This window comes from Pseudomonas sp. SMV7, from assembly GCF_052041995.1.
Lineage (GTDB): Bacteria > Pseudomonadota > Gammaproteobacteria > Pseudomonadales > Pseudomonadaceae > Aquipseudomonas.
The window spans coordinates 185605-204911 of record NZ_JBKGGT010000003.1 but is presented as its reverse complement, the minus strand read 5'-3'; the positions used below and the strand labels follow the sequence as shown (position 1 = coordinate 204911).

General features: G+C 60.3%; 16 protein-coding genes. 7 read left to right on the top strand and 9 right to left on the bottom strand.

Features of this window, described 5'->3' with window-relative positions; translation table 11 throughout:
* Positions 1-11: 11 nt before the first annotated feature.
* Positions 12-797 carry a lysophospholipid acyltransferase family protein gene (locus ACLEJP_RS05675; RefSeq protein ID WP_440804817.1) on the top strand — a complete coding sequence of 262 codons (786 nt, stop codon included), beginning with the start codon at positions 12-14 and terminating at the stop codon, positions 795-797.
* 197 nt (positions 798-994) lie between these two features.
* On the opposite strand, the gene ACLEJP_RS05670 is transcribed toward ACLEJP_RS05675, so the two are convergent.
* Both ACLEJP_RS05670 and ACLEJP_RS05665 read right to left on the bottom strand, forming a co-directional pair.
* Positions 995-2614: an MFS transporter gene (locus ACLEJP_RS05670; protein ID WP_440804816.1), complete on the bottom strand. Its 1620-nt coding sequence runs from the start codon at positions 2612-2614 to the stop codon at positions 995-997.
* Positions 2615-2712: 98 nt separating this feature from the next.
* On the bottom strand, positions 2713-4359 hold the full coding sequence (locus ACLEJP_RS05665; RefSeq protein ID WP_440804815.1) for a GMC family oxidoreductase: 1647 nt from the start codon (positions 4357-4359) through the stop codon (positions 2713-2715).
* A 167-nt stretch (positions 4360-4526) separates the two neighbouring features.
* Here ACLEJP_RS05665 and ACLEJP_RS05660 point away from each other — a divergent pair, with 167 nt between their 5' ends.
* On the top strand, positions 4527-5414 hold the full coding sequence (locus ACLEJP_RS05660; protein WP_440804814.1) for a LysR family transcriptional regulator: 888 nt from the start codon (positions 4527-4529) through the stop codon (positions 5412-5414).
* On the opposite strand, the gene ACLEJP_RS05655 is transcribed toward ACLEJP_RS05660, so the two are convergent.
* From ACLEJP_RS05655 to ACLEJP_RS05645, 3 genes are read right to left on the bottom strand one after another with little or no spacing between them, the layout of a single operon-like run.
* A complete protein-coding gene (locus ACLEJP_RS05655; RefSeq protein ID WP_440804813.1) occupies positions 5403-6221 on the bottom strand; it encodes a sulfite exporter TauE/SafE family protein in 819 nt (272 codons plus the stop codon). The genes ACLEJP_RS05660 and ACLEJP_RS05655 overlap by 12 nt on opposite strands.
* Positions 6218-7489: an NAD(P)/FAD-dependent oxidoreductase gene (locus tag ACLEJP_RS05650; RefSeq protein WP_440804812.1), complete on the bottom strand. Its 1272-nt coding sequence runs from the start codon at positions 7487-7489 to the stop codon at positions 6218-6220. Before ACLEJP_RS05650 ends, ACLEJP_RS05655 begins: the two co-directional genes overlap by 4 nt.
* 39 nt (positions 7490-7528) lie before the next feature.
* Positions 7529-8413, bottom strand: a complete 885-nt coding sequence (locus tag ACLEJP_RS05645; protein ID WP_440804811.1) for an MBL fold metallo-hydrolase — start codon at positions 8411-8413, stop codon at positions 7529-7531.
* Positions 8414-8636: 223 nt separating this feature from the next.
* Between ACLEJP_RS05645 and ACLEJP_RS05640 the strand changes: the two genes are divergently transcribed.
* The gene (locus ACLEJP_RS05640; RefSeq protein WP_440804810.1) at positions 8637-9929 is read left to right on the top strand and encodes a sigma-54 interaction domain-containing protein; all 1293 of its coding nucleotides are present in this window, start codon (positions 8637-8639) and stop codon (positions 9927-9929) included.
* Positions 9930-10003: 74 nt separating this feature from the next.
* Here ACLEJP_RS05640 and gyrB read toward each other — a convergent pair whose 3' ends face one another.
* Genes gyrB through dnaA form a run of 4 tightly spaced genes read right to left on the bottom strand, consistent with a single transcriptional unit; the run spans position 10004 to position 16230 of the window.
* A complete protein-coding gene (gene gyrB, locus ACLEJP_RS05635; protein WP_440804809.1) occupies positions 10004-12424 on the bottom strand; it encodes a DNA topoisomerase (ATP-hydrolyzing) subunit B in 2421 nt (806 codons plus the stop codon).
* Between the two features lie 4 nt (positions 12425-12428).
* Entirely contained in the window at positions 12429-13532 is a 1104-nt protein-coding gene (gene recF / locus ACLEJP_RS05630) for a DNA replication/repair protein RecF (protein ID WP_225779829.1), read from the bottom strand.
* Between the two features lie 15 nt (positions 13533-13547).
* Positions 13548-14651 carry a DNA polymerase III subunit beta gene (gene dnaN, locus ACLEJP_RS05625; protein WP_440804808.1) on the bottom strand — a complete coding sequence of 368 codons (1104 nt, stop codon included), beginning with the start codon at positions 14649-14651 and terminating at the stop codon, positions 13548-13550.
* A gap of 40 nt (positions 14652-14691) precedes the next feature.
* Positions 14692-16230, bottom strand: a complete 1539-nt coding sequence (gene dnaA, locus ACLEJP_RS05620; protein WP_440804807.1) for a chromosomal replication initiator protein DnaA — start codon at positions 16228-16230, stop codon at positions 14692-14694.
* A 593-nt stretch (positions 16231-16823) separates the two neighbouring features.
* On the opposite strand from dnaA, the gene rpmH reads away from it, so the two are divergent.
* The 4 genes from rpmH to yidC are packed head-to-tail and all read left to right on the top strand — an operon-like array spanning position 16824 to position 19299.
* Positions 16824-16958 (top strand): 50S ribosomal protein L34, encoded by a 135-nt coding sequence (rpmH, locus tag ACLEJP_RS05615; protein ID WP_003253163.1) that lies wholly within the window; start codon positions 16824-16826, stop codon positions 16956-16958.
* Positions 16959-16971: 13 nt separating this feature from the next.
* On the top strand, positions 16972-17376 hold the full coding sequence (gene rnpA / locus ACLEJP_RS05610; RefSeq protein WP_225780775.1) for a ribonuclease P protein component: 405 nt from the start codon (positions 16972-16974) through the stop codon (positions 17374-17376).
* Entirely contained in the window at positions 17369-17614 is a 246-nt protein-coding gene (yidD, locus tag ACLEJP_RS05605) for a membrane protein insertion efficiency factor YidD (protein ID WP_015268406.1), read from the top strand. Before rnpA ends, yidD begins: the two co-directional genes overlap by 8 nt.
* A 2-nt stretch (positions 17615-17616) precedes the next feature.
* Entirely contained in the window at positions 17617-19299 is a 1683-nt protein-coding gene (yidC, locus tag ACLEJP_RS05600; RefSeq protein WP_440804806.1) for a membrane protein insertase YidC, read from the top strand.
* Positions 19300-19307: the final 8 nt, after the last annotated feature.

The following is a 19307-nucleotide window of genomic DNA, read 5'->3' as shown; positions in this document are numbered from 1 at the left end:
CATGCCCCGCAATGGTACAAGCCACTATGTCGATCCTGCAGGCGATCAGAATCTTTCTTTTTTACCTGCTGCTGGGCACCAGTTCGCTGCTGTGGTGCTCGCTGAGCTTCTTCGTCGCGCCGTTCCTGTCCTTCCCCAAGCGCTACACGTTCATCAACGTGTACTGGTGCCGCTGCGCCTTGTTCCTGGTGCGCACCATCCTGGGCATCGATTACAAGGTCACCGGCGCCGAAAACGTGCCGGATGAGCCTTGCGTGATCCTGTCCAACCACCAGAGCACCTGGGAAACCTTCTTCCTTTCCCAGTACTTCTCGCCGCTGAGCCAGGTGCTCAAGCGCGAGCTGTTGTACGTGCCGTTCTTCGGCTGGGCCATGGCCATGCTGCGGCCGATCGCGATCAATCGTGACAACCCCAAGGAAGCCCTGCGCCAGGTGGCGAGCAAGGGCGATGAGTTGCTCAAGCAGAAAACCTGGGTGCTGATCTTCCCCGAAGGTACCCGCGTACCGTTCGGTACCATTGGCAAGTTCTCCCGTGGGGGTACTGCGCTGGCGGTGAATGCCGGGCTGCCGGTGCTGCCGATCGCGCACAACGCGGGTAAATTCTGGCCAAAGACGGGTTGGGGCAAACGTTCGGGAACCATCGAGGTGGTGATTGGCGAACCCATGTACGCCAATGGTACCGGGCCTCGTGCAATCGCCGAGCTCAACGACCGCGCCGCAGCATGGAATGAAGCAACCCAGCGGGCAATGGGTTCGCTGCCGCCAGCGGAAGAAAACCCTCAGGAACAAATCGCCTGATCATCTGTGGATAACTTGTGTGCAATTTTTGGATGAGATGCCTGAAGTAATAGCTAAATCGTTGAATTAGTTACTTATTTTTCTGTATGACGTTTTTCTGAAAATCGTGCATAAGTTTTTTCGGGGCATAAAAAAACCGGCTTTTACAGCCGGTTTTTTTATAGGGATTGAGAAGGGGCGCCCTTGCGCGTTTGCCGTCAGACCTTGTCGATATCCACGTCCTTGGTTTCTTTAAGGCAGAAGATTCCCACCACCAGGCTGACCCCGGTCACCAGCACCGGGTACCACAGCCCATAGAAAATATCCCCGGTATACACCACCAGCGCGAACGACACCGTCGGCAGGAAGCCACCAAACCAGCCGTTACCGATGTGGTAGGGCAGCGACATGGAGGTGTAGCGGATGCGGGTCGGGAACAGTTCGACCATTACCGCCGCCAGCGGGCCGTAGGTCATGGTGGCGATCAGGATCATCGCCACGATCAGCACCACCACCATCACCTGGTTGACCTGCGACGGGTCGGCCTTGGCCGGGTAGCCGGCCTGCTCCACCGCCGCGCGCATGGCCGCTTCGTCAAAGCCGTTGATGGTCTTGTCACCGATGTTGACCACCACATCGCTGCCGGCAACATCCACCGAGCTGTAGGGCAGGCCCTGCTTGACCAGGAAAGTCTTGACCTTGTCACACGGGCTGTCGAAACGCGCCTTGCCTACCGGGTCGAACTGGAAGGTACAGCCTTGCGGGTCGGCAGTGACCACGATCGGCGCCTGACGGCTGGCGGCGTCGATCTGTGGGTTGGCGTAATGGCTGAGCGCCTTGAACAGCGGGAAATACAGTACGGTGGCCAGCAGCAGCCCAAGCATCAGGATTGGCTTGCGGCCTATACGGTCCGACAACCAGCCGAAGAACACGAAGAACGGTGCGCCGATCACCACGCTGATGATCAACAGGGTGTTGGCCTGGGCCGGGTCCATCTTCAGCATCTGGGTCATGAAGAACAGTACATAGAACTGCGCCGTGTAGAAGGTCACCGCTTGCCCGGCGTTGATGCTGAACAAGGCGGTAAGCACCACCTTGAGGTTAGGCCAGGAGGTGAACGACTCACGGATCGGCGATTTGCTGACCTTGCCCTGGGCCTTCATTTTCACGAAGGCCGGCGACTCGTGCATGCTCAGGCGGATCCAGGTGGAAATGCCCAGCAGCACGATCGACAACAGAAATGGCAGGCGCCAGCCCCAGGTTTCGAACTCATTGCCACTGATATAGCGGCTGCCGAGCACGACCACCAGCGACAGCAACAGGCCGAGCGTGGCAGTGGACTGGATGAAACCGGTATGGAAGCCACGCCTGCCCGGCGGAGCGTGTTCGGCAACGTAAGTCGCCGCACCGCCGTACTCACCGCCCAGCGCCAGCCCCTGCAGCATGCGCAGGACCACCAGGATGATCGGTGCGGCAATGCCGATGCTGGCGTAGGTGGGCAACAGCCCGACGGCGAAGGTGGACAGGCCCATCAGCACGATAGTGACCAGGAAGGTGTACTTGCGTCCGATCATGTCGCCCAGACGGCCGAACACCAATGCACCGAACGGCCGGACCAGGAAGCCGGCGGCGAAGGCCATCAAGGCCAGGATGAACGCAGTGGTGTCGTTTACCCCAGCAAAGAACTGCTTGCTGATGACCGCAGCCAGCGCGCCATAGAGAAAAAAGTCATACCACTCGAAAACCGTCCCGAGGGATGACGCGAAAATGATCTTGCGTTCTTCACGACGGCTGGGGCTGCTGGCCGTCGCACTCTGCTCGTGGATGTAATCCGACATCGTTGCTGTCCTCGGCCCGCAGGCCACAGTGATTATTGTTGTTGTTCCACTGTCGGCGGCTTTCGACCGCAAGCCGCCGGTTCTTGCACGCACCCTGGTCAGGGCGTCGGTATTGCGTCTTCGTTCAGACAGGTCTGGGTAGCCGCTCCTTTGAGGATCAGTTGCGCCGCCTTTTCGGCGATCATCAGGGTGGGTGAACAGGTATTGCCGGACGTGATCTGCGGCATGATTGAGGCATCTGCGACGCGCAGGCCGGGGATGCCATGTACCCGCAGCTGGTTATCCACAACGTCCATTGCACCGTTGCCCATGCGGCAGGTGCCGACCGGATGGAAGATGGTAGTACCGATCTTGCCGGCAGCTTCGTACAGCTCTTCCTCGGTTTGCAGGGCTGGGCCTGGCAGATATTCCTTCGGCTCGAAGGCCGCCAGGGCAGGGGACTGGACAATGCGTCGGGTCAGGCGAATGGCATCGACGGCGACGCGCAGGTCCTCCGGGGCACTGAGGTAGTTGGGGTCGATCAGCGGCGTGCTGGTCATGTCGGCGCTACGGATATCGATACGCCCACGGCTGGCCGGGCGCAGGTTGCACACCGATGCGGTAAAAGCCGGAAACTGGTGCAATGGTTCCCCGAAGCGCTCCAACGACAAGGGCTGCACGTGGTACTGCAGGTTGGCAGTGGGCTGCTCCGGGCCAGAGCGCACGAACGCGCCCAATTGGCTCGGGGCCATGGCCAACGGGCCGCTGCGGTCATACAGATAGCGCAAGCCCATGCCCATCTTGCCCAACAGGGTGTTGGCCATCTGGTTGAGGGTGCGGGTATTACGCACTTGGTAGATCAGGCGCAGTTGCAGGTGATCCTGCAAGTTGCCACCCACACCTGGCATGTCGTGACGCACGCCGATGCCCAGGCGTTCCAGCAACGGGCGCGGGCCGATGCCGGAGCGCTGCAGAATGCCGGGTGACCCGACTGCCCCCGCGCACAGCACGATCTCGCGACGTGCCGCAAACTCGTGCCAGGCGCCTTGCCACAGCGTTTTCACTGCCCGTGCACGGGTGTTGTTGAGCAGCACCTGGTCAACCTGGACGCCGGTCAGCACGGTGAGGTTGGGGCGGTTCCGGACAGGCTTCAGGAAAGCCTTGGACGCGTTCCAGCGCACACCGCTGCGCTGGTTGACCTGAAAGTATCCACAACCTTGATTGTCGCCAGTGTTGAAGTCATCGACCCTGCCGATGCCACTCTGCTCGGCGGCATCGCGAAAAGCATCGAGAATCGGCCAGCTGTAGCGCTGGCGTTCAACCCGCCATTCACCGTCACCGCCATGGTGTTCGCTGGCACCGGCGAAGTGGTTCTCGCTGGCTTTGAACAGCGGCAGCACATCCTTCCATGCCCAGCCGTCGTTACCTTGCTCGGCCCAACGGTCATAGTCGGCGGCCTGGCCGCGCATGTAGATCATGCCGTTGATCGAGGAGCAGCCACCCAGCACCTTGCCTCGCGGGTAACCCAGTGCGCGGCCGCCCAGCCCGGGCTGTGCCTCGGTCTTGAAGCACCAATCGGTACGTGGGTTGCCAATACAGTAGAGGTAGCCGACGGGAATGTGGATCCAGGGATAGTTGTCGCGGCCACCGGCTTCGAGCAGCAACACGCGGCAGGAGGGGTCGGCGGACAAACGATTGGCCAACAGACATCCGGCGGGACCGGCGCCCACAATCACGTAATCGAAAACAGAATCGGCTGATGGCATAGGCAACCTCGCGCCTGTTTTTTATTCTTGTCCCGAACCATCTTAGTGAGTAATTTCGTGGAGGAAACACGAGATTTCGCGCAGCCGCTGTGCGTTTTTTGGCACAGCGACCATCACTGCAACGGTGCGCTCCTACAAAAATACGCGCCTGGAGCATAGGGACTAGCATGTTCGACTGGAACGATCTGCGGTTTTTCCTCGAGTTGCAGCGCAGTGGCCGCCTGCTTACCGCCGCCAAGCGCCTCAACACCACCCACAGCACCGTGGCCCGGCATATCGAGAGCATCGAGCAGAGCCTGGGCACTGCGCTATTCGTGCAGCATGCCCAAGGCTACGAGCTGACCCCCTCGGGCCAGGCCCTGCTCAAACACGCCGAAGCCATGGAAAATGTCGCCCTGCTGGCGCAGGAAGAAATCACCCAGGCCATCACCCCGCTGGGCAAGATTCGCCTCGGGGTAACCGAAGGCATCGGCATCATGTTCTTCACCCCGCGCATGAATGCGTTGTTCGAACGCTACCCCGGCCTGGAAGTGGAACTGGTGGCAGTGCCGCGCTTCGTCAGCATCCTCAACCGCGAAGCGGAGATCAGCATCCATCTGGAACGCCCCAACGCCGACCTGCTGATCACCCGTAAGCTCACCGACTACCGCCTGGCCCTGTACGCCAGCCAGGCCTACCTCGACCGTGCGCCAGCGCTGCGCAACCGCGAAGACCTGGCCCGTCACAGCTGGATCGGCTACGTCGATGACTTGCTGTTCAGCCAGGAGCTGTTATTCCTCAACAGCTTTTGCCGCACACCCAACGTGGTGTTTCGCAGCACCAGCGTGATCGCTCAACAGGCCGCCGCCCGCGCCGGGCTGGGCATTGCCGTGCTACCCAACTACATGGCCCGCCACGATCCGACACTGGTGCGCGTACTGCCTGGCGAGACCATCCAGCGCAGCTACTGGATCTGCACCCGTCGCGAGCTGCACAAGTCGGTGCGCCTGCGGGTCGTATGGGACTACCTGCTGGCGCTGTGTGCGGCTGAACAGAGCGAACTGCTAGCCCAGTAGCGCCTTGCCGGCAAGCAGCGCCGCCGCCACCCACCCCGCCACAGCGAACATCTGCTGCAGACGCGGCCCGGCCAGCCTGGCCGCCAAAGGCCGCGCCAGCAGCAAGCCGAGCACCGCGCCAACGGCAAACGGCGCACCGACCTGCCAGTGCATGACCCCGGCCAGGCTGGCACTGACCACACTGCCGGTAGACACCAGGGCAATCACCGCCAACGAGGTGGAGACGATGCTGGCCATGCGCAGGTTGGTATAGCGGTTCAGCGCCGGGATGATGACAAAGCCACCACCCACACCGAGCAGCCCGGACAGCAAGCCGGACAATGCCCCGGTAAATGCCAGGGCACGCGCGCAGGGTAGGGTCCAGCGCAAACGGCCCTGCAGCGGGTTGAGCACACAGGGTTCGATGTAGCGATGGGCATCATTGGCTTCGCCACGCAATTCCTTGGTCGCCTTGCGCCAGATGCGCACGCAGGCGTAAACCAGCACCCCGGCGAAGGCCAACTGCAAGGGTGAATCCGGCACGCGGTGCGCCAGCATCAGTCCGAACGGCGCCGCGGCCACACCCACCAAGGCGATGAACAACGCCGCCCGATAGCGCACCAGCCCCTGGCGCAAGCCCAGCACAGCCCCCACTGCCGCCGCCAGGCCGACGGCCAGCAGGCCAACCGGTGCCGCCTCGACCATCGACAACCCCAGGCCGAAGACCAGCAACGGCACAGCCAGGATGCCACCGCCGGCACCCGTCAACGCCAGCACCGCGCCAATGAGTGCGCCCAGGCCTGCGCCCAACAGTTGATGTTCGATCACTGGCCACCTTCGGCTACCAGCGGCTGCGGTCGCGCCAACCACTCGCGTCCCTTGAGCATGCCTTGCCAGTACAAGGGGGGCAGCACTTGCGCCTTGAGCAACCAGGCCAGGCGCGTCGGCTTGCGACCATCCAGCAGCCAGCTGGGGAAACTCGGCGCCAGCTTGCCGCCATAAGTGAACTCGGCCAGGACGATCTTGCCGCGCTCAACTGTCAGCGGGCAGGAGCCATACCCGTCGTAGCGGGCCAGGGTCGGCAGCCTGCCCAGTGTCACCAGCACGTTGTTGGCCACTACCGGCGCCTGCTTGCGAGCAGCCGCAGCGGTCTTGGCATTGCTGGTGTTGGCCACGTCACCCAGGGCATGGACATTGGCGAACTGCCGGTGGCGCAGCGTGTGCGGGTCGACATCAACCCAACCGGCAGCGTCGGCCAAGGGGCTTTCGCGGATGAAATCCGGCGCCACTTGTGGCGGTACCACATGCAGCATGTCGAAAGCCTCGGTGCGGGTTTCGCTGCTGCCATCAGCCAAGGTCCGCACAAAGGTGGCGCGCTTGCTGGCGCCGTCCACGGCGACCAGGCGGCAAGCAAAGTTGAGGTCCACTGCGTACTTTTCGATGTACTTCATCAGCGCGGGTACGTAGTCCGGCACGCCGAACAACACCGCACCGGCATTGAAGAAACTGGCTTTCACTGCACCCAGCCGGCCATGGCGCAGCCAGTGGTCGCAAGACAGGTAAAGCGCCTTCTGCGGAGCCCCCGCGCATTTGATCGGCATGGGCGGCTGGCAGAACAGGGCGCGGCCTTGCTTGAGCTTCTGCACCAGCTCCCAGGTATAGGGGGCCAAGTCATGGCGATAGTTGGAAGTGACGCCATTGCGCCCCAGGGTCTCGCTGAGCCCCTCGATGGCAGCCCAGTCCAGCTTGAGCCCAGGGCAAACCACCAGCTGTTGGTAACCGATGGCGCGCCCATCATCGAGGATGACCTGTTGGCCGTGCGGGTCGAACCCTTCCACCCGTGCCTTTATCCAGCGCACACCGCGCGGAATGGTCGAGGCCATGGTGCGGGCCGTGCTCGGTGCGGTGAACACGCCGGCACCGACCATGGTCCAGCCGGGCTGGTAGTAATGCACCTCGGCAGGGTCGATCAACGCCACGTCCAGCGACGGGTCACGGCTGATCAGGCTGGAGGCGGTGGCAATACCGGCGGCACCGGCACCGACGATGACCACTTGGTGATGGTCGCTATTGGCAGGGGACAACAAGGCAGGCATGGCGGTAAATCCTGGAAATCTGGTTATGGGGCAGGGCGCTCACAGCGTGTTCAGCGGAATCTTCAGGTAGCTGACACCGTTCTCTTCTGGCGCGGGCAACTGGCCGCTGCGCATGTTCACCTGCACCGACGGCAAGATCAGCAGGGGCATGTCGAGGGTCTTGTCGCGGGCTTCGCGCATGGCGACAAAGCTGTCCTCGTCGATGCCCTGGTGGATGTGGATGTTGCTGGCGCGCTGCTCGGCCACGGTGGTGACGTACTGCATGTCGCGGCCACCGGGCAGGTAGTCGTGGCACATGAACAGCAGCGTCTGGTCGGGGAAGGCCAGCAGGCGGCGGATCGAGCGGTACAGGGTGCGGGCGTCGGCACCAGGGAAGTCACAACGCGCGGTGCCGTAGTCGGGCATGAACAGCGTATCGCCGACAAATACAGCGGTCTCGCCGGCGTCCTCGATCATGAAGCTCATGCATGCGGGTGTATGCCCTGGGGTGTGCAAGGCACGGGCATGCAGGTTGCCGATGCGAAACCCTTCTTCGTCCTCGAACAACACATCGAACTGGCTGCCATCGCGAGCGAAGCCGGGCTCGGCGTTGAACAACGCCCCAAACACTTTCTGCACCTGGGTGATGCGTGCACCGATGGCAGTGTGGCCACCCAGTTTCGCCTTCAGGTAAGCCGCTGCCGAAAGGTGGTCGGCGTGGACATGGGTTTCCAGTATCCATTGCACACTGGCTTCAAGCTCGGCCACGCGCTGGGCCAGGCGGTCTGCCGAAGCCGTGCAGGTGCGTCCGGACTTCGGGTCGTAATCCAGCACACTGTCGATCAATGCGCACTGGCGGGTTTCACGGTCCATGACCAGGTAGCTGATGGTCGAGGTCGCCTGGTCATAGAAGGCGTCCACGTGCAGGTTGTTGCCGATGATCATCACGTTCTCCAAATTTTCCGCCCAGTCTTGTACAGGCGTAGGCAGCGACAGGAGCTTTATCAAGATGCATGCCAGGCATTTTCCTACGAGCGGACCAAGGAAATCGGCCTGTTGCAGCGAGCCATCAGCGATATTGGCAGCACGGGCTGGCAGTCGACTGGCAGCCGATGGCAGTGTTTGGCAGTCCTTGCTACCCTGCGTCGGTAACCCTATCGGTGTCCTCATGCCTGAAGCCCATCCTCTCATCCTAGCCCTGGTTTCCTACCTTGAGCACGATGCCCTGCCAACCATCGTGCTGGACACCGACTACAACATCCTTGCTGCCAATGCCGCCTATCGACGCCAGTTCGGCCATCACGACCAGGCGCCGTTGGGGGAAAAATGCCACAAAGTCTCGCATCACTATGCCGTGCCTTGTGACCAGGCCGGCGAGCACTGTCCGATGCGCAAGGCATGGCACAGCAAGGTGCCAGAGCGGGTATTGCACATTCATCACACGCCACGCGGCCCCGAGCATGTGGATGTCGAGCTGCGTCCGATCGTGGATGAACAGGGCAGGGTGGTGGCCTTCGTCGAACGCCTGACCAGCATTACCCTGGCATCGGCACAGCCTCAGGAACAAGGGTTGGTAGGCCGCGCACCTGCGTTCAAAGCTGCCCTGGCCAGCCTGCAACGTGCGGCGCCGGCGCAAATCCCGGTGTTGCTGCAGGGTGAGTCGGGGACCGGCAAGGAATTGTTCGCCCGCGCTGTGCACATGGGCAGCCCCAGGGCCAACGGCCCGCTGGTAGTGGTCGACTGTACCGGCTTGACCGAATCACTGTTCGAGAGCGAGTTGTTCGGCTACGAGAAAGGGGCATTCACCGGAGCCAACCAACGCAAGATCGGCCTTGCTGAAGCGGCCCATGGCGGGACCCTGTTCCTCGATGAAATTGGTGAAGTGCCGCTGGCGATGCAGGTGAAGCTGCTGCGCCTGATCGAGTCTGGTAGCTTCCGACCGGTAGGTAGCCTGCGCACGGTACATTCGGACTTCCGCCTGGTGTCGGCCACCCACAAACCGCTCAGGCAAATGGTTGCAAATGGCAGCTTTCGCGAAGACCTGTACTACCGCATCAGCGGCTTCCCGATCCGCCTGCCAGCCCTGCGCGAGCGAGTGGAAGATCTGCCCTTGCTTGCGCAGAGCCTGCTTCAGCGCATGGCAGGCAAGCCGACACCCAGGTTGAGCGACGATGCCTTGCAGCAGCTTCGGCTGCATCCTTTCCCGGGCAATATCCGCGAACTGCGCAACATCCTTGAAAGGGCACGGCTGTTCGCCGATGACGGGTTGATTCGGCCGGAGCATCTGCCGGAGGATATCGGGCCGGCTGCAGCGGTTCCAAGCGGCGGTCGGCGTAGTCACCTGGGTGAGCTGGCGCAGGCGCTGGAGCAGTTCAAGGGGTCGCGCAGTGAACTGGCCCGTCACCTTGGCTTGAGCGAGCGCACGCTGTACCGGCGCTTGAAGGAGCTGGGCCTGAATTGACCGAGCATTCGGGATGGGACGTCGACAAAGAAAAGGCCCGCTGATGCGGGCCTTTTCTTCGAACCTACACCTGATCAGAAGTCCAGGTTCGATACCGACAATGCGTTGCTTTCGATGAAGTCACGACGTGGTTCGACCGCATCACCCATCAGGGTGTTGAAGATCTGGTCGGCGGCAATCGCGTCTTCAATGGTGACCTTGAGCATGCGTCGAACGGCTGGATCCATGGTGGTTTCCCACAGCTGATCCGGGTTCATTTCACCCAGCCCTTTGTATCGCTGGATGGTATGACGCTTGGTGGTCTCATTCATCAGCCAGTCCAGGCCTTCCTTGAACTCGACGATCGCTTTGCGGCGCTCACCACGCTGCACGTAGGCGCCTTCACCCAATAGACTCGACAGCTTGGCACCGATGTTGACCACGGTCCGGTAGTCATTGCTGCCAAAGAAGTCGCGGTTGAAGGTGACATAGCTGGCCAAGCCGTGAGAAGTGATTTCCACTTCTGGCAGCCATACGTTGCGTTCCTTGTCCTCGCGCAGGCTGGCTTTGTAGACCAGGCCAGACTTCTGGCTGTTGCTCAGGCGCTCCTGGAACTTGGCCAGCCAGGCTTGCATCACCGCGTGGTCACCCAACTGCTCCAGGGCCACCTCTGGCAGGTAGATGAAGTGCTCGGTCAGTTCTTCCGGGTACAAGCGCGACAGACGCTTGAGGGTCTTCATGACGCTACGGAACTCGTTGACCAACGCTTCCAGCTGCACACCGGAAACCGCTGGCGCCGACTCGTCCAGGTGCAAGCTGGCATCTTCCAGGGCCGACTGGGTCATGTATTCTTCCATGGCCTCGTCGTCCTTGATGTACTGCTCCTGCTTGCCCTTCTTCACTTTGTACAGCGGCGGCTGGGCAATGTAGATGTAGCCACGCTCGACCAGCTCCGGCAACTGACGGAAGAAGAAGGTCAGCAACAGGGTACGGATGTGCGAACCGTCGACGTCAGCATCGGTCATGATGATGATGTTGTGATAACGCAGCTTGTCGATGTTGTACTCTTCGCGGCCGATACCACAGCCCAGCGCAGTGATCAGCGTGCCCACTTCCTGGGACGAGATCATCTTGTCGAAGCGTGCTTTCTCGACGTTGAGGATCTTGCCCTTCAACGGCAGGATCGCCTGAGTACGACGGTTGCGGCCCTGCTTGGCCGAACCACCCGCAGAGTCACCCTCCACCAGGTACAGTTCGGAAAGGGCAGGGTCCTTCTCCTGGCAGTCCGCCAATTTTCCCGGCAAGCCGGCGATATCCAGCGCACCTTTGCGACGAGTCATTTCGCGGGCTTTACGGGCGGCTTCACGGGCACGCGCCGCGTCGATCATCTTGCCGACGACAGCCTTGGCCTCGTTCGGGTTCTCCAGGAGGAAGTCGGCGAAGTACTTGTTCATCTCCTGTTCCACGGCGGTTTTAACCTCCGAGGAGACCAACTTGTCCTTGGTCTGCGAACTGAACTTCGGGTCTGGCACCTTCACCGAGATGATCGCGGTCAAACCCTCACGAGCGTCATCGCCAGTGGTTGCCACCTTGTTCTTCTTGGCCAGGCCTTCCTGCTCGATGTAGCTGTTAAGGCTACGGGTCAGAGAGGAACGGAAGCCCACCAGGTGCGTACCACCGTCACGCTGCGGAATGTTGTTGGTGAAGCACAGCAGGTTTTCGTTGAAGCTGTCATTCCACTGCAGGGCAACTTCCACGCCTACGCCATCATCGCGCTGGACATTGAAGTGGAACACCTGCGAGTTCACCGGGGTCTTGTTGGTGTTCAGGTACTCGACGAATGCACGCAGGCCGCCTTCGTACTTGAAGAACTCTTCCTTGCCGCTGCGCTCATCCTTCAGCAGGATGCCCACACCCGAGTTGAGGAAAGACAACTCACGGATACGCTTGGCCAGGATGTCCCAGCTGAAGTGAATGTTCTTGAAGGTTTCGGCTGACGGCTTGAAGTGGATGTGGGTCCCCGTGGTTTCGCTGTCACCAACCACCGCCATCGGCGCCTGGGGAACCCCATGGACATAGGTCTGCTCCCAGATCTTGCCGCTACGGCGAACAGTCAGTACCAGTTTCTCGGACAGGGCATTCACCACGGAAACACCTACGCCGTGCAGACCCCCGGATACCTTGTAGGAGTTGTCGTCAAACTTACCGCCGGCGTGCAGTACGGTCATGATGACTTCAGCTGCGGATACGCCTTCTTCTTTATGCACGTCGACCGGAATGCCGCGACCGTTGTCGCGCACACTGATGGATTCGTCCGGGTGGATAATGACGGTGATGTCATCGCAGTGACCGGCGAGGGCTTCGTCGATGGAGTTGTCGACCACCTCGAAGACCATGTGGTGCAGGCCACTACCATCATCGGTGTCGCCAATGTACATGCCGGGACGCTTGCGTACGGCATCCAAACCTTTCAGCACCTTGATGCTGGAGGAGTCGTACGTTTGATTTTCGCTCATGCCTTCACTCCCGATGGTCGTGGGTCTGGGTGATACGGCCTTGTTCCACGTGGAACAAAGCAACTGGCGTTTCCGTCTGCCAGCCTTCCCTCAGTAATTCGTGATCTACACAAGTGATGAACACTTGGCAGCGTAATTCTTCAAGCAAGCGGCACAGCGCGCGGCGATGCTGGTCATCCAGTTCGGACGGCAAGTCATCCACGAGATAAATACAGTGACCGCGGCGAGCCTGACTGACGAGATGGCCTTGGGCAATGCGCAAGGCACACACCACCAGCTTTTGCTGACCACGCGACAGGATGTCCGCTGCATTGTTGGCAGCCAGACGAAGACGCAGATCAGCGCGCTGCGGACCGGCTTGGGTATGGCCCATCTGCTGATCGCGAAGGAGAGAGGAGGCGAGTACTTCTTGCAGTTCCCGGTCCTTATCCCAGCCTCGGTAGTAGCTCAGGGTCAACCCGTCCAGCTCGACCAGTTCGCTCAGGGTTCGCTCGAAGACGGGCTTCAAGGCCTTGATGTAGTTGCGACGGTATTCATCTATTTCCGCGCTGGCCAGGCACAATTCCCGGTCCCAGGCGGCTTGCGAAGCTGGGTCAAGTGTACCATGACGCAACCATGAGTTCCGCTGCCGCAGCGCCTTCTGCAACCGCTGCCAAGCCGGCAGGAAACGAGGTTCCACGTGGAACACTCCCCAATCCAGAAACTGGCGACGAATCTTCGGGGCACCTTCCAGGAGGCGGAAGCTGTCCGGGTTGATGAGCTGTAGCGGCAGTAATTCTGCCAGCTGCGCTGCGCTACGCGCATTTTGCCCATCGATGCGAATAGTGAACTCCCCTTGCCGTTCCCGGGATACACCCAGGTTGCTGCTGCCACCCTCGGCCAACTGCACTTCACCAAACACGGTGCATGCAGCTTGTTCGTACTGGATGACCGGGTTCAAGCGCGTGCTGCGGAAAGACCGCGCCAGCCCGAGCAGGTGCACAGCTTCGAGCACGCTGGTCTTGCCGCTGCCGTTGGCGCCGTAAAGGATGTTGATGCGGGGGGAGGGTAAGAGTGTCACCGGGTGCAAGTTGCGCACCGCGGTGACCATGATACGTCGAAGGGACATTTCGCCTGCTACGGGTTACAGGCGCATCGGCATGACAACGTAGGAAGAATCGTCGTTACCCGCTTCCTGCAGCAGCGCACTGCTGTTGGAGTCGGACAGGATCAGACGAACTTGCTCGGTAGTCATTACGCCCAGCACGTCCAGCAAGTAGCTGACGTTAAAGCCGATTTCCAGCGAGCTACCGTCGTAGTCCACGCTGATTTCTTCTTCAGCTTCTTCCTGCTCAGGGTTGTTGGCCTGGATCTTCAGCTGACCAGCCGCCAACTGCAGGCGAATACCGCGATACTTTTCGTTGGAGAGAATTGCAGTACGGCTGAACGCTTCACGCAGCGACTGGCGATCGCCAACCACAAGCTTGTCACCACCTTTTGGCAGAACCCGCTCGTAGTCCGGGAACTTGCCGTCCACCAGCTTGGAGGTGAAGGTGAATTCGCCGGTGGTGGCGCGGATGTGGTGTTGGCCCAGGACGATACTGACCATGCCTTCCGGGTCGGTGAGCAGGCGCGCCAGTTCGAGGATACCTTTACGCGGCACGATCACCTGATGACGTTCATCCTGCTCGATCGGCGCGCTCATGGAGCACAGCGCCAGGCGGTGGCCGTCGGTCGAAACCGCGCGCAGGGTATTGCGGGACACCTCCAGCAGCATGCCGTTGAGGTAGTAGCGCACATCCTGCTGGGCCATGGCGAAGCTGGTGCGCTCGATCAGGCGGCGCAGCTTGCTTTGTTCCAGGTTGCAGGTCAGCGAGCCCGGGCCTTCTTCGACGGTCGGGAAGTCGTTGGCTGGCAGAGTCGACAGGGTAAAGCGGCTGCGGCCGGCCTTGACCAACAGTTTCTGCTCATCAACCTTGATATCGATCAGGGCGTCGTTCGGCAGGCTTTTGCAGATGTCCATCAGCTTGCGAGCTGGAACAGTGATTTCGCCAGGCTCGGCTGGCTCTTCCAGTTGCACGCGGCCTACCAGTTCGACTTCCAGGTCGGTACCGGTCAACGACAGTTGCTGGCCTTGCACGACCAGCAAAACGTTGGACAGCACCGGCAAGGTCTGACGGCGCTCGACGACACCGGCGACCAGTTGCAGGGGTTTCAACAGGGCTTCGCGTTGAATGGTGAAATGCATGGTCTAGTCCCTTGCCTTCAATTAGCTGCGCAGACGGCCATCAGGTCGTCAGCGTCCGCAGCAGGTTCTTGTAGTCCTCGCGGATGTCCGCGTCGGATTCCTTAAGTTCGTTGATTTTGCGGCAGGCGTGCAGCACGGTCGTATGGTCGCGACCACCGAACATGTCGCCGATTTCGGGCAGACTGTGGTTGGTCAGCTCCTTGGACAGCGCCATGGCCACCTGACGCGGACGCGCGACAGAACGCGAACGCCGCTTGGACAATAGATCGGAGATCTTGATCTTGTAGTACTCGGCGACGGTACGCTGGATGTTATCCACACTGACCAGTTTGTCCTGTAGCGCCAGCAAATCCTTCAGCGACTCACGGATCAGCTCGATGGTGATATCGCGGCCCATGAAGTGCGAGTGAGCGATCACCCGCTTCAATGCGCCTTCCAGCTCACGTACGTTGGAGCGGATACGCTGGGCAATGAAGAAGGCGGCATCATGCGGCAACTCGACCTTGGCCTGGTCGGCCTTCTTCATCAGGATCGCCACGCGGGTTTCCAGTTCGGGTGGCTCGACTGCCACCGTCAGGCCCCAGCCAAAACGCGATTTCAGGCGTTCTTCCAGGCCCTCGATCTCCTTGGGGTAACGGTCGGAGGTGAGAATGACCTGCTGACCGCCCTCGAGCAGGGCGTTGAAGGTGTGGAAAAACTCTTCCTGCGAGCGCTCCTTCCGGGCGAAGAACTGGATATCGTCGATCAGCAACGCATCTACCGAACGGTAGAAACGCTTGAATTCGTTGATGGCGTTGAGCTGCAGCGCCTTGACCATATCCGCGACGAAACGCTCCGAATGCAGGTACACGACCTTGGCGTTCGGGTTCTTTTTCAGCAGGTGGTTACCCACAGCATGCATGAGGTGGGTCTTACCCAGGCCCACGCCCCCATAAAGGAAGAGCGGGTTGTAGCCATGCTTGGGGTTATCGGCCACCTGCCAGGCAGCAGCGCGTGCCAGCTGGTTCGACTTACCTTCGACGAATGTGTCGAAGGTAAAGGTGCGATTCAGGTAGCTGGTGTGCTTGAGCGCGCCTTCGACCTGCACGGTACGTTGTTCGCTCCGGGCGCTGGCGGCTGACGGCGAAGCCGGTTCGGCCATGGAATCGAAGCTGTCACGCAAGGACGGTTCGGCCAACTCATCGACCAGCACAGGCTCAGCCGTTGCCACTGCGACCGGTTCGACCGCTGCCGGCGCTGCCTTCTGGGTCTGGCTCTGTGCCTGGGTATTGGCCAACGATGCCGCCACCGCAGCACTGACTGGCGCGTTAGGTGCAGCACGTGGTGCCGAGCTGCGGCGGCTGCCGATCAACAAGGAAAGGGCAGGCGCGATGCCGCTGCCGTTTTCGCCCAACAGTTCGAGCAAGCGCCCCAGGTACTTTTCATTGACCCAATCGAGAACGAAACGGTTAGGCGCATAGACGCGCAACTCGTCGCCTTCGGCTTCGACCTGTAGCGGACGGATCCAGGTGTTGAATTGCTGGGCAGGCAGTTCATCGCGCAGAAGCTCCACGCACTGCTGCCAAAGTTCCACTGACACGGATTTCCCCTGAGTTTGAAAGCCGGATGAGGCAAAAACAAACCGCCATTGTACCGGTCGAGCGCCCAGTTATCCACATGTGGACACGTTAGGAGCCATGACAAAACAGCCATTTATCGACCAAAACGGCTTTTCCTCAATGTGAATAAGCCCTGTGGATAAATACCCTTGAGGGCTATGCACAACCCTGGGTCTCGCCCTGTTGATAACTCACCTGTGGATAACGAACGTTTTCATCCACAGCTTTCGACCACGAACAAAACAGGCGCAGCACCGGTTGAAAACACGGTTGTGAAATCCTGCACGCTCTGATTTCACTGGGCTAGACCATGTTATCCACAGACGGTTGTCCATCTAAGATCTATAAGTTCTTCAGAAAAGCTTTTTATATGTCTCTTCTTTTTTTCATGTTGTCCCCAATGTCCCTGCCCGATCAAGCACCTTGGCGATGCCGGATTGAGCCACCGTCCATCACACGCTCTATATGGAAAGGCTGGTTGGAAATTGACCTATGGGCTTGCTTTCTCTAGAATCGCCGGTCTCTTAAAAAGGGGGCCATCCCGGCCCGTCGTCGACAAACCAGGTAACACGCCATGAAACGTACTTTCCAACCAAGCACCATCAAGCGCGCGCGCACCCACGGCTTCCGTGCCCGTATGGCTACCAAGAACGGCCGCGCTGTTCTGTCGCGTCGTCGTGCCAAAGGCCGTAAGCGTCTGGCCATTTGATTTTTCGGCACAGGTGGTGAGTCAGGACTTCAGTCGGGAAAAGCGACTGCTTACACCCCGGCATTTCAAAGCGGTCTTCGACTCCCCAACCGGCAAGGTTCCAGGGAAAAACCTGCTGATCCTTGCTCGCGAGAACGGCCTCGATCACCCACGCCTAGGCCTGGTAATCGGAAAGAAGAGCGTCAAGCTCGCCGTTCAACGCAACCGCCTCAAGCGCTTGATGCGCGATTCCTTTCGTCTGAACCAGCATTTGCTTGCCGGGCTGGACATCGTGATCGTCGCGCGCAAGGGATTGGGTGAGATAGAAAACCCGGAATTGCACCAACACTTTGGCAAGCTCTGGAAACGCCTGGCGCGCAGCCGGCCCACTCCAGCAGTAACCGCCGATTCCGCAGGGGTAGACAGCCAAGATGCGTAAACTGGCCCTCGTTCCGATCCAGTTTTACCGTTACGCCATCAGTCCTCTGATGGCCAATCACTGTCGTTTTTTCCCCAGTTGCTCCTGTTACGCTTATGAAGCCATTGAAAACCACGGCCTCTGGCGTGGTGGGTGGCTAGCCGTTCGTCGCCTGGGGCGTTGTCATCCGTGGAACGACGGCGGTTTCGATCCCGTTCCTCCCGCTCCTTCCTCCCGAACTTCTTCGATAGCCGAGTAATCATGGATATTAAACGCACGATCCTGATCGTCGCCCTGGCAATCGTGTCCTACGTCATGGTCCTCAAGTGGAACCAGGACTACGGCCAGGCTGCCCTGCCGACTCAGAATACTGCTGCCAGCACTGTTGCCCCGGGCCTGCCGGATGGCGTACCGGCCGGTAATGCCGGCGCCAGCGCCGATGTGCCGAGCGCCAATGCCGAAACCAGCGCTGCCGAACTGGCGCCGGTCGCGGTAAGCAAGGACCTGATCCGGGTCAAGACCGACGTCCTGGACCTGGCTATCGATCCGGTCGGTGGTGACATCGTCCAGCTGAACCTGCCGAAGTTCCCACGTCGTCAGGACCACCCGGAAATTCCGTTCCAGCTGTTCGACAATGGTGGCGAGCGTGTCTACCTGGCACAAAGCGGCCTGACCGGTGTCAACGGCCCGGACGCCCGCCCAGCCGGCCGCCCGCTGTACGCGACCGAACAGAAGGGCTACCAGCTGGCTGATGGCCAGGACCAACTGGTGGTCGACCTGAAGTTCAGCGACAACGGCGTCAACTACATCAAGCGCTTCAGCTTCAAGCGTGGCGAGTATGACCTGACCGTCAGCTACCTGATCGACAACCAGAGCGGCCAGGCCTGGAGCGGCAACATGTTTGCCCAGCTCAAGCGTGATGCCAGCTCCGACCCGTCGTCGAGTACCGCCACTGGCACCGCGACCTACCTGGGTGCAGCCCTGTGGACAGCTTCCGAGCCTTACAAAAAGGTCTCGATGAAGGACATCGACAAAGGCAGTTTGAAAGAAAATGTGTCCGGCGGCTGGGTCGCCTGGCTGCAGCACTACTTCGTGACCGCCTGGATTCCAGCCAAGTCGGACAGCAACGTTGTTCAGACCCGCAAGGACAGCCAAGGCAACTACATCATCGGCTACACCGGCCCGGCTATCAGCGTACCTGCTGGCGGCAAGGTCGAAACCAGCGCCATGCTGTACGCCGGCCCGAAGATCCAGTCCAAGCTGAAAGAGTTGTCCCCAGGCCTGGAACTGACCGTCGACTATGGCTTCCTGTGGTTCATCGCCCAGCCGATCTTCTGGCTGCTGCAACATATCCACAGCCTGCTGGGTAACTGGGGCTGGTCGATCATCGTCCTGACCATGCTCATCAAGGGCCTGTTCTTCCCGCTGTCGGCAGCCAGCTACCGTTCGATGGCGCGCATGCGTGCCGTTGCGCCGAAACTGGCCGCGCTCAAGGAACGTTTCGGTGATGATCGCCAGAAGATGTCCCAGGCGATGATGGAGCTGTACAAGAAAGAGAAGATCAACCCGCTGGGTGGCTGCCTGCCGATCCTGGTCCAGATGCCGGTGTTCCTGGCCCTGTACTGGGTACTGCTGGAAAGCGTGGAAATGCGCCAGGCCCCGTGGATGCTGTGGATTACCGACCTGTCGATCAAGGATCCGTTCTTCATCCTGCCGATCATCATGGGCGCCACCATGTTCATCCAGCAGCGTCTGAACCCGACTCCACCGGATCCGATGCAGGCCAAGGTGATGAAAATGATGCCGATCATCTTCACCTTCTTCTTCCTGTGGTTCCCGGCTGGCCTGGTGCTGTACTGGGTTGTGAACAACTGCCTGTCGATCGCGCAGCAGTGGTACATCACCCGCAGCATCGAAGCAGCCAGCAAAAAAGCTGCTGCTTGACAGGCTAC

What these genes read in the sequence shown, in the direction of transcription:
- ACLEJP_RS05675 (WP_440804817.1), top strand. Translation starts at nt 12, where the DNA reads ATGGTACAAGCCACTATGTCGATCCTGCAGGCGATCAGAATCTTTCTT.
- ACLEJP_RS05670 (WP_440804816.1), bottom strand. Translation starts at nt 2,614, where the DNA reads ATGTCGGATTACATCCACGAGCAGAGTGCGACGGCCAGCAGCCCCAGC.
- ACLEJP_RS05665 (WP_440804815.1), bottom strand. Translation starts at nt 4,359, where the DNA reads ATGCCATCAGCCGATTCTGTTTTCGATTACGTGATTGTGGGCGCCGGT.
- ACLEJP_RS05660 (WP_440804814.1), top strand. Translation starts at nt 4,527, where the DNA reads ATGTTCGACTGGAACGATCTGCGGTTTTTCCTCGAGTTGCAGCGCAGT.
- ACLEJP_RS05650 (WP_440804812.1), bottom strand. Translation starts at nt 7,489, where the DNA reads ATGCCTGCCTTGTTGTCCCCTGCCAATAGCGACCATCACCAAGTGGTC.
- ACLEJP_RS05645 (WP_440804811.1), bottom strand. Translation starts at nt 8,413, where the DNA reads ATGATCATCGGCAACAACCTGCACGTGGACGCCTTCTATGACCAGGCG.
- ACLEJP_RS05640 (WP_440804810.1), top strand. Translation starts at nt 8,637, where the DNA reads ATGCCTGAAGCCCATCCTCTCATCCTAGCCCTGGTTTCCTACCTTGAG.
- gyrB (WP_440804809.1), bottom strand. Translation starts at nt 12,424, where the DNA reads ATGAGCGAAAATCAAACGTACGACTCCTCCAGCATCAAGGTGCTGAAA.
- recF (WP_225779829.1), bottom strand. Translation starts at nt 13,532, where the DNA reads ATGTCCCTTCGACGTATCATGGTCACCGCGGTGCGCAACTTGCACCCG.
- dnaN (WP_440804808.1), bottom strand. Translation starts at nt 14,651, where the DNA reads ATGCATTTCACCATTCAACGCGAAGCCCTGTTGAAACCCCTGCAACTG.
- rpmH (WP_003253163.1), top strand. Translation starts at nt 16,824, where the DNA reads ATGAAACGTACTTTCCAACCAAGCACCATCAAGCGCGCGCGCACCCAC.
- yidD (WP_015268406.1), top strand. Translation starts at nt 17,369, where the DNA reads ATGCGTAAACTGGCCCTCGTTCCGATCCAGTTTTACCGTTACGCCATC.
- yidC (WP_440804806.1), top strand. Translation starts at nt 17,617, where the DNA reads ATGGATATTAAACGCACGATCCTGATCGTCGCCCTGGCAATCGTGTCC.